Annotated in this window: 9 protein-coding genes and 1 pseudogene; 9 read left to right on the forward strand and 1 reads right to left on the reverse strand. The window is 55.7% G+C overall.

Annotated elements, in window-relative coordinates; all coding sequences use genetic code 11:
- Positions 1-473 precede the first annotated feature (473 nt).
- Entirely contained in the window at positions 474-1,535 is a 1,062-nt protein-coding gene (locus tag T18_RS26015) for a GSU2403 family nucleotidyltransferase fold protein (RefSeq protein ID WP_038493358.1), read from the reverse strand.
- Positions 1,536-1,918: 383 nt separating this feature from the next.
- Between T18_RS26015 and T18_RS28195 the strand changes: the two genes are divergently transcribed.
- From T18_RS28195 to T18_RS26065, 9 genes and pseudogenes are all read left to right on the forward strand, one after another.
- Positions 1,919-2,041, forward strand: coding sequence for a hypothetical protein (locus T18_RS28195; protein WP_272870821.1), 123 nt, complete (start codon positions 1,919-1,921; stop codon positions 2,039-2,041).
- 244 nt (positions 2,042-2,285) lie between these two features.
- Positions 2,286-3,527, forward strand: coding sequence for a DNA (cytosine-5-)-methyltransferase (gene dcm / locus T18_RS26030; RefSeq protein WP_038493355.1), 1,242 nt, complete (start codon positions 2,286-2,288; stop codon positions 3,525-3,527).
- Complete coding sequence (locus T18_RS26035) at positions 3,527-4,003, forward strand: very short patch repair endonuclease (protein WP_038493352.1); 477 nt, start codon at positions 3,527-3,529, stop codon at positions 4,001-4,003. The genes dcm and T18_RS26035 overlap by 1 nt, the downstream gene beginning before the upstream one ends.
- Positions 3,981-5,207, forward strand: coding sequence for a type II restriction endonuclease (locus T18_RS26040; RefSeq protein ID WP_051489706.1), 1,227 nt, complete (start codon positions 3,981-3,983; stop codon positions 5,205-5,207). Before T18_RS26035 ends, T18_RS26040 begins: the two co-directional genes overlap by 23 nt.
- Before the next feature lie 446 nt (positions 5,208-5,653).
- Entirely contained in the window at positions 5,654-5,899 is a 246-nt protein-coding gene (locus T18_RS27360; RefSeq protein ID WP_198848194.1) for a hypothetical protein, read from the forward strand.
- A pseudogene (locus T18_RS26050) lies at positions 5,874-6,032 on the forward strand (IS5/IS1182 family transposase); the annotation flags it as partial. The gene T18_RS27360 and the pseudogene T18_RS26050, both read left to right, overlap by 26 nt.
- 730 nt (positions 6,033-6,762) lie before the next feature.
- Positions 6,763-7,446 carry a type IV toxin-antitoxin system AbiEi family antitoxin domain-containing protein gene (locus T18_RS26055; protein WP_038493349.1) on the forward strand — a complete coding sequence of 228 codons (684 nt, stop codon included), beginning with the start codon at positions 6,763-6,765 and terminating at the stop codon, positions 7,444-7,446.
- Positions 7,443-8,285 carry a nucleotidyl transferase AbiEii/AbiGii toxin family protein gene (locus T18_RS26060; RefSeq protein WP_038493346.1) on the forward strand — a complete coding sequence of 281 codons (843 nt, stop codon included), beginning with the start codon at positions 7,443-7,445 and terminating at the stop codon, positions 8,283-8,285. Before T18_RS26055 ends, T18_RS26060 begins: the two co-directional genes overlap by 4 nt.
- A gap of 153 nt (positions 8,286-8,438) precedes the next feature.
- Entirely contained in the window at positions 8,439-8,816 is a 378-nt protein-coding gene (locus T18_RS26065) for a hypothetical protein (protein WP_035253150.1), read from the forward strand.
- Positions 8,817-9,004: the final 188 nt, after the last annotated feature.

The following is a 9,004-nucleotide window of genomic DNA, read 5'->3' on the forward strand; positions in this document are numbered from 1 at the left end:
TGCGGACGCCAGCAGCAGGCTGACGATTGTGAAGAAGATCAGACCTGCCGCTAGTTCATCGAACCTGTCGTCGCGCTCATTGCGATTCCAGTCGTAAGCCATAACCAACCTCCATCGTTGCTGTGGGAGGAGGGTGGTCGGGTATGGTTAATGAAACCTAAAATCAGTGACCTGATTGTCGCCGGTAAGAAGTGCCATTGACGATGGGAGGATGGCACCGAGCGTCAACCGGCAGGTTCGGCGAAGCTGATGTCGGTTTTGCTGTCGAGGACGATGTGCAGGTCCCGGATCATGCCGGCTGCCTGCAGCAGGGCGTTTCGCACATCTTCGTCGCTGCGCCAGACGTGCGTTTTGCTGGGAAGTCATAAAACGGAGGCGTGCTGCAGGTTTGCGGCGTCAACGACCATGAAAGCGCCCGCCGCATCTTTGGCGAGGTCCGGGTCGCATGTGCTGTCTTTTCTGCTTCCATGTCCCTACGCCTTACCCAGTCGGTCTACCGTGACACCAAGGGCATTTGCCAACGCGAGCTTGCCGTTGTCTGGCATTAATACGAGGCCCGACAGGATCGCTTCCTGCCACTCCTCTCCGCGTGCCCACGCTTCGCGGTAGGCATCGGCAAGCAAATAGCTCTGTCGCGTCTCCACGAGCGCCTCGGACAGCAGCGAGGCCTGTACGAGGTCCTTATCCCTCTTGGCTCGCCCGAGGGCATCCGTTCGGCTCCTGGATGCAACGATCAGCTTGTGGATGGCATACCGCTCGGGAGCGGGGACATTCACGCTTACGCCTTCCCGGTGCAGCAGTACCGTTCTTACGGGTTCGTAGATCAGGAAGTCCAGGAACCGCAAGTTTTCAGCAGACGCGCCTCCAAGGGCAGGCATTGGGGACGGCTTGCCCGTGTAGTCATCCGATCCACGGTTGGTCGTCAGGAATTCGACGCGGTAGTTTACCGAATTCGAAAAGGCCACCACCTTTGCGTTATCGGCCTGGTGCGGGACCGCCCTGAACGTGCTGTCTATCGATCTCAGGAGATCTAGGATTGGAGGCAGGCTGTCCTCGACTTCCGCCGAGATCGCAAAGTCCGCATCGCCTGTTTGCATGGAGGTACCAGGGAGACGAACGCCAAGGAGGCCTGAGTAACAGCTGAAAGCCACAGAACCGACAAGGAGTGCCCTCAGACGGAATAGGCCCGCGTCAGCGAGTGCTTTGGTCACTTCACCCGCGAAGCGATCCGGCGCGGACATGCCACCGCTTCGCAGCAGCATGCCGACGAGCTTGCGCCGCTCCCGGATGTCGTCTTTGACTTGCCTGTGGGCTTTCACCCGAGCCGTGATGTCGACGTCATCCTGCGGGCCGACATAGCGTCTCTTGTCCTTACCCTCGGGAGTAGGGAGATCAAAATACCAGTAATTGCGGCCCTTGACCGGAACGGCAACAAACCGGCCTTCGAGGGGAAAGTCTGCCTGAAACTGAGCATCGAACGTCCGCTGTGCCAGTTCAGCGAACGCTGTTCTGTAAACGAGGTCAATCTGTTTCATCGCTCGATCCCGTTATAATGAATTTGAAAAAACATTATAACTATGCTGCCAGATGTCAATGGAGCGAGGCTAGACCGGTTCGTTTTCATTCAGAAAGTGGACACTGGTTCGCTTTGACGCCATTGCATTCAGGCCGTCGAGGCGGCAACTTTGGACGGCCGCAAATTGTCGAACTGAAAAGCCGTCGTCCTGTCCTTCGACCACAAACCAAGTAGTAGTAGTAGTAGTAGTGGTGGTAGTAGTAGTAGTAGTAGTAGTAGTAGTAGTAGTAGTAGTAGTAGTAGTAGTAATAAGGTCGATCGATAGATTTGGCGCCAACGCATGTTTTTTCTCGAGAGAGGAGCGCACCGCGCATCTGCTCGAGCTGGTAAAGGTCGTTTGCGATGAACATATCGAAAAGCTGGAATGTAACGTTCGAATGGGCGGGAGTGAATGCAGCCAATGACAGCCAGGTGTCGAAGCAGGTTCTGATCGTGCCCTTGCGGGGCGCCGCCTTGGCACTTTAAGGGTCAAATCAGAAAGAGGCCGAGCGAGATCTGGCTGCGTTTCTCGCCTCACAGGAAGTCCTCCATCAAGCCCTCAAAGAGGTGGTCAACCACATTTCGATCTGACCCATTGGATGATCGACGTCGCCTGATCAACGGGCCTCCCATTAAGGCGGAACAAACTTGTTAATGTTCCCTTTATGTTCTATTGGTAGAATCGTGCCGAAATGTCAGAAAGACTCCCAGCGAATGCGAGGTGATACCAATGACAAGTTTTTCCGTTCTGCGTCAGAAAGCCGGTCTGAGCGTGCCCGAGGCAGCCGAACTTCTGGGCTACAACGAACGCCAGGTTTACCGCTGGGATTCCGGTGAGAACGTACCGCGGAAGGTCATAACCGATAAGCTCGAGTCCCTGCGGCAGGAGCGCTGCCTGGCGCCGTCGGAACACTCGTTCACATTCATCGACCTGTTTGCGGGTATCGGCGGCCTGCGCCGCGGTTTCGACGCTATCGGCGGCAAGTGCGTATTCACGTGCGAATGGGACAAGCATTCCCAGGTAACATACCGTGCAAATTACCCTGACGACGAGCATGAGATCTGGGACGACATCCGCGACCTGAAAGCGGAAGATGTACCTGACCACGACGTCCTCCTCGCTGGTTTCCCGTGTCAGCCGTTTTCGTTGGCAGGCGTGTCGAAGAAGAATGCTCTCGGCCGTGCGCACGGGTTCGCCTGCGAGACGCAGGGTACGCTGTTCTTCGACATCCAGCGCATACTCGAGGTCAAGCGACCGAAGGCGTTCCTGCTAGAGAACGTGAAGAATCTGGTCAACCATGACAAGGGGCGAACCTTCGCGATTATCAAGGACGTCCTAGAAAACCAGCTCGGTTACACTATCAAGTGCAAGATCCTCGATGCGAAGGCGTGGCTTCCGCAACACCGCGAACGCATATTCATTGTCGGATTCCGGCAGGATCAGGGCTTCAACTTCGAGGACCTGCAGATCCCTGACGTCCTGAAGGGGCCGACCCTCAAGACGATCCTCCATCCGGAAAACGGCGAGGAAGCTCCTGAGAAGCCGTTCACGGACGGTAATATCGGTCGCGTATCCGATAAATACACGCTGACCGACAAGCTCTGGGCATACCTTCAAGCCTATGCTGCCAAGCATAAAGCAGCCGGCAATGGCTTCGGCTTCGGTCTGTTCACTCCGGACGGCATCGCCCGCACACTTTCCGCTCGTTATCATAAGGACGGCTCCGAGATCCTGATTAGCCGTGGCGACGGCCGGAACCCGCGCCGCCTGACACCGCGCGAGTGTGCACGCCTCATGGGCTTTGATGCTCCCGGCGAAAGCGACTTCCGGATACCCGTCTCCGATACGCAGGCCTACCGTCAGTTTGGTAATTCGGTTGCCGTGCCGGCCGTGAAGGCCGTCGCCGAGCTCATGAAGCCGTACATCCTGGACTATCAGGAGGTCGAGGAAGTCATTCTCAAGCGCGCCTGATGACGGACGTCGTTTCGCCCGAGAAGCGCAGCCAGATGATGGCTGGCATCAAGGGCAAGAACACGAAGCCGGAGATCGCCATCCGGAAAGCCTTGTTCGCGCTCGGCCTGCGGTATCGCATCCACGACAAACGGCTGCCCGGAAAGCCTGACCTTGTTTTTTCCGGACGAAAGGCTGTCATCTTCATCGAGGGGTGCTTCTGGCACCAGCACGACTGCCACCTCTTCAAGATGCCATCGTCCAGGCAGGACTTCTGGCAAGCGAAGATCGAGGGCAACAGGCAGCGTGACGTCCGCGTTCGCAGCGAACTGCAAGCTTTAGGGTGGCGACATCTAACGGTGTGGGAATGCGCCTTAAAAGGGAAAACGAGATTGCCATTTCCCGCGGTCGTGGACAGGATCCGAGCGTGGCTCGAATCAACCGAGTCGACGGGGGAAATCGAGGGGATACGGGATGGCGATAGCCGACCTGAGTGATTGGATGGCCGAGTTTGGAAAGCCGGGCTACCTATGGTACGCGAAGCGCCTTTCTGGCAACGACACGTTGGCAAACAAGAGTCACCAGGCCGGGCCGTACATTCCGAAGCCCGTGCTCTTTGAGGTGCTTCCAAGCATCAATCGCCCCGAAGTCGAAAGGCCTGACGCCTTTTTCGAGTTGTACCTCGACTCTCACCCGGAGGTCAGGACCATCAGAGCGATCTGGTATAACGGCAAGTTTCACGGCGGCACTAGAAACGAAACCCGGCTGACAGGTTTCGGCGGCGCCCGGTCCGCGCTTCTTGACCCGGACAGCACCGGAGCGCTTGCGGTGTTTGCTTTCAAAGTAGAGACTGAGACGTCGCCGGCGGAATGCCATGTCTGGGTTTGCGGTGGCGAAGGAACGGAAGCTGACTTCGTCGAAGAGCGTCTGGGTCCGGTGGAGCCTAAGATTCCAGTGATCTGGCGGCCGGGCATTTCGGATCCGCAAGCAGACCTGTTTACGGCAATCCCGAGCCGCGCGACGTGCTGGTTGCAGCCGAACGAGATACCGGAAGGGTGGCTAACTGCGTTTCCGACCGGTCGAGACATTATCGAGAAGACAATCGGCCTACGGCCCGCGAGCGGCATGCCAGTGGATGTCAGATTGATGCTGCGCCGCGCCTGCGAGTTCGAGATATTCAAGTCAATCGAGGAGGCATCCTGGTTGCCGAAGATCAAAGAGGGCTTCCACTCGATCGATGGGTTCCTGGGTATGGCGAACACGATCTTGCAAAGCCGCAAGTCCCGGGCAGGGAAGTCCCTGGAATATCACACGGTGGCCCTCTTCGAGGAGGAAGGTCTTGCCCCTGGGACCGCGTTCGTCCACAACCCTCTGATCGAGGTCAACAAGCGCCCGGACTTCCTGTTTCCTAGCGTAGCGGCGTACCAGGACAACTCCTTTCCCGCGAACCGACTGCGGATGTTGGCGGCGAAGACGACTTGCAAGGATCGTTGGAGACAGATCATCAATGAGGCCGATCGCATACAGACCAAGCATCTGCTGACGCTGCAGGAGGGCGTTTCCGAAGCCCAGTTCACCGAGATGGTCGAGGCTGGTGTTCGCCTTGTGGTGCCCTCTGGTATACATGCGTCATACCCGGAAGCCGTCCGGCCTCATCTGATCACCCTTGAAGAGTTCATCGGCGACGTCCGGACAGCATGAGGAACGACCGTGGCGAGAATACCTGAAGCCGTCCTTTCAGGGGGCGATTATCCATTCATTGCTCGTCGATACCCGCTCGCCGAACTGGCGATGATCGAGGTGCCGGGAGCCTCCGCGACCTGTTGATTGTCCAGGCCGAGAAGATCGGCGGGATCATCCGGGACGAGCCCGTCGAGCTGGGCTTTGTGTCCGAGCAGTTCGGCGACGCGACATTCTTAATCTGATGGCCGAACGGCCATGCGATGCACATGCTTGCGCCTTCGCAGTTCCGAAGAGACAACGCCAGGAACAATTCGGGACAAGATCTATGAAATACGCAAAAGCCGAGCGCATCATGATGCGGAACCATCCGGAGATGTCCGAAAAGTGGATTCAGCACCTGATCGCCGAAGATCCCTCCATCCTTGGTCTGGGCGACCTGGTTCTCCGCGCTCAGGAGCGAATTCATGCGAAGGCAGGACCTCGACCTTCTACTGCAAGACCCCGATACCAATCGCCGCTATGAGGTCGAGCTGCAGCTCGGACCGACCGATGAATCCCATATCATCAGGACCATCGAATACTGGGACATCGAGCGGAAGCGATACCCTCAGTACGACCACTGCGCCGTCATCGTGGCCGAGGACATAACCAGCCGATTCCTGAATGTCATCTCGCAGCCGTTGGCTGTGCAAAAAGCGCAACCTCATTGAGCGCTTCTTTAACAAGCTCAAATATTTCAGACGGGTTGCAACCCGATACGACAAGCTCGGAATGACGTTTCTCGCAATGACGAAGCTAGCTTGCATTCGCATCGTACTCCGTCATAACGAGTCCACGGCCTAGCTGCCAGGATGAGTGGCTTCTTCGAAATTGAGCGGAATGCGCCATAAAGCAATGAATGAGCAAAAAAACTGGCAGCAAATCGCCTCGAATGCCGGGCTATGTGAGAATTACCACCTCACTATCGAGCAACAAGGCGCTGTTCTGCTGTAACCGCAAACAATGGTTGGTTTGCTGTTTTAGAGACAAAAAGCGGTGGGAATTCCAAGACTGTTCGTGGCATGGGACGATGGAAACATGGGCATGGTGGTAGTTACAGCAATGCGCCCTTCAACATCCATCTCACGCTGACAGATGGTCAGCTTTATATGAATATGACCGTTCCAATGGCGAACAAACCCATGAGGGTCATCAGGGCGATTTTTGATAGGCTACCTTCAAGTAATCGCAAATACGGTTCCTCGATAAAGGCTTAACCGGCTAGCCGCGAAGTTTGATCAGCATTTCTGCTGCTTAAAAGGGCGTCCCCGGACTTTTTCAACAATACCGGCCAACAGCAGACCAGACTGCCCTCTTTGGCTGAACTGTCGTGATCTTTTCTATGATGCTCCCGCGTTGTGATAGCAGGCCACTAGGGATCTCTTTTTCCGGTGCTGGAAAGCACAGCTTTGCCTGTCAGGCCATCGAGAAAGAAGCTCTCGGGCTTGGTTCAGTGAATGGGGACAGGTTCCGGCACTTGTCGCAAGATTATAAAAATTCTTGAAACTTTCATAAATTGGAAGTATCAATAATTATGTCTTCGTTGGTAGACCAGATTTCTGCAGCCGGATTGGCTGATCGGTTTCTGAATGACCGGCAACTCGCCGAGTTGCTGGGCGGCAGTGACGCGCGCCGTTATGGCCTTGTCAACCGCGCTTTGAAAGACGGGTCTCTCATCCGCTTGAAGCGTGGTTGTTATGTGCTGGCGCGACGCTATCGACGTGACCCGGTTCATCCGTTTGCCGTCGCCCAAAACCTCGTGCCGGGGAGCTATATCTCTTTCGAAACAGCACTGTCGTTCCATGGATGGATTCCAGAGGCGGTGTTTGTTACCGCCAGTGTCTCACCTGGTCGCAAAAGCCAGGATTTTTCGACGACCGGGTTTGGGACCTTCAGCTATCATCCTCTGGCGATCAACGATTACCGGTTCATGACGAGTGTTGACCGTGTCCCGCTCAACGGCTCGATTGCGTTTGTTGCGCAGCCTCTTCGGGCACTTATGGATCTGGTAGCACTTCGCAAGGTCGAATGGAGCGGACTTGATTGGCTGACGGTCGGTATGAGGATCGAAGAGGATGCCCTTTTCGGATTGCGACGCAAGGATTTTACTGCATTGAAGCCTGTGTACAAGCACAAGGCTGCGAATGCCTTTCTCCGGGCGCTGGAAGGCGCGGTGATGCCTTTGGGGCGTCTGTCTGATCTTGAGGTCAGGGCATGATTGAAATTATCCGGGACAAGCTTCGGCAATATGCGGCGGAGAGTGCGATAGAGGAAGAGAATGCCGTCAAGGAGATACTCCAGGAGGTCGTACTCTACGCTTTGTGGCGAGGCGATTTTTTCGATGTGGCTCTTTTTCAGGGTGGCACAAGCCTTCGCATTCTTCATGGCCTGCCCCGTTTTTCCGAGGACCTCGATTTCCTTCTACGGGTCCCCGACGCCGGCTTCAACTGGTCTCCTTATCTTAAGGTTCTGACGGATGTTGTCAGCCAATTCGGCCTGGAGCTGGAGGCGCATCCCAAGGTGCGGATGGACACGGCGATCCGGCAGGCCGTTATCAAGGATGACTCCATTGCGAGCCAATTGGATCTGTCCTTTGTGGGAAGAGGGAGACCCAAAACAATTCGTATCAAGCTTGAGATCGACGTTAACCCGCCTGCGGGATCGGGTGAGGCAACTACCTATCTTGATTTTCCGGCTGATTATGAGGTCCGCCACCAGGATTTGCCTTCCAATTTTGCGCTCAAGATACACGCTCTGCTATGTCGTGGTTTTCTCAAGGGGCGTGATTGGTTTGACTTCTCCTGGTATGTGTCTCGCAGCGTTTCGCCGAATCTGGACCTTTTGCGCAATGCGCTGATGCAGGCCGGTCCATGGGCGGGAGATGAGACTGTCCATGTAGATGCCGCCTGGCTGAAAACGGCTCTTTCAGAAACGATCAAACGTATCGACTGGAAAGAGGCTGCCGGGGATGTTCGGCGGTTTCTTCGTCCAGCTGAGCTTAAATCCACGGATCTTTGGAGTGATCGCTTTTTTCTTGCCAAGCTGGAAAAGCTTTGAAGCTTCCCGATATTCTTGTGTTCGTAGAAGGCAGGAAGGACGGACGCCGGGAAGCATTCACCCGCTTTTTTCGACGACGGCAGGCTGTGTCTGACGAACAACGCCGCCTGTACATTGTGCGTGTTGTGCTTTTATTTTTGGGGATTGAATTGAATGAGGACAGCTTTACTTCTCTGTGCTGCCGCGATGTCATTGACTGGCTGCCAAACTCCGGCACCACAATCGGTTTTGGATTCGCAGCGCCCTCCGTCCAAATCGATTAAACGTGACTACGTGGACGCATTGCGCGGAACCATCAAACCCGGGGATTTCACGAAAGCCGAGATTTCGAGCGTAGTTCTGCTCGATCCTGAAAGGCGGATTTATGCTTTTTGCACGCGGACGGCGGAACGTGCAGATCCGAATTGGTCCTATATCGGCGTAGCCTTGAAACACAACGTGAGCGTGGACGCCTCAAAGAATGACTACCGCTGCCGTGACAAGCGGCTGCGGTACTACGATTTTCCTGAGTTGCTGAACATGAAGTCCTGATAGAGCCCGGCAGGCGGCGCTTAGTTCCTTTCGCGCCGCCTGTTGCCGGCTGCGGAGATTGCAAGGCCAGCTTCGAGGTGCTGCTGTACCGGGTGTCTTCAAGCCGTGCCTTACACGCCTTTTATGATGTCGCAGATGCCCTTGCGGATGACGTCCTTGTCGGCGATCTGTCCTGCCTGAATGTTGAA

The organism is Rhizobium sp. TBD182 (assembly GCF_001950375.1).
Classification (GTDB): domain Bacteria; phylum Pseudomonadota; class Alphaproteobacteria; order Rhizobiales; family Rhizobiaceae; genus Agrobacterium; species Agrobacterium tumefaciens.

Coding starts and splice junctions, on each gene's coding strand:
- T18_RS26015 (WP_038493358.1), bottom strand. CDS start 1,535: ATGAAACAGATTGACCTCGTTTACAGAACAGCGTTCGCTGAACTGGCA.
- T18_RS26035 (WP_038493352.1), top strand. CDS start 3,527: ATGACGGACGTCGTTTCGCCCGAGAAGCGCAGCCAGATGATGGCTGGC.
- T18_RS26060 (WP_038493346.1), top strand. CDS start 7,443: ATGATTGAAATTATCCGGGACAAGCTTCGGCAATATGCGGCGGAGAGT.
- T18_RS26040 (WP_051489706.1), top strand. CDS start 3,981: ATGGCGATAGCCGACCTGAGTGATTGGATGGCCGAGTTTGGAAAGCCG.
- T18_RS26065 (WP_035253150.1), top strand. CDS start 8,439: ATGAGGACAGCTTTACTTCTCTGTGCTGCCGCGATGTCATTGACTGGC.
- dcm (WP_038493355.1), top strand. CDS start 2,286: ATGACAAGTTTTTCCGTTCTGCGTCAGAAAGCCGGTCTGAGCGTGCCC.
- T18_RS27360 (WP_198848194.1), top strand. CDS start 5,654: ATGCGAAGGCAGGACCTCGACCTTCTACTGCAAGACCCCGATACCAAT.
- T18_RS28195 (WP_272870821.1), top strand. CDS start 1,919: ATGAACATATCGAAAAGCTGGAATGTAACGTTCGAATGGGCGGGAGTG.
- T18_RS26055 (WP_038493349.1), top strand. CDS start 6,763: ATGTCTTCGTTGGTAGACCAGATTTCTGCAGCCGGATTGGCTGATCGG.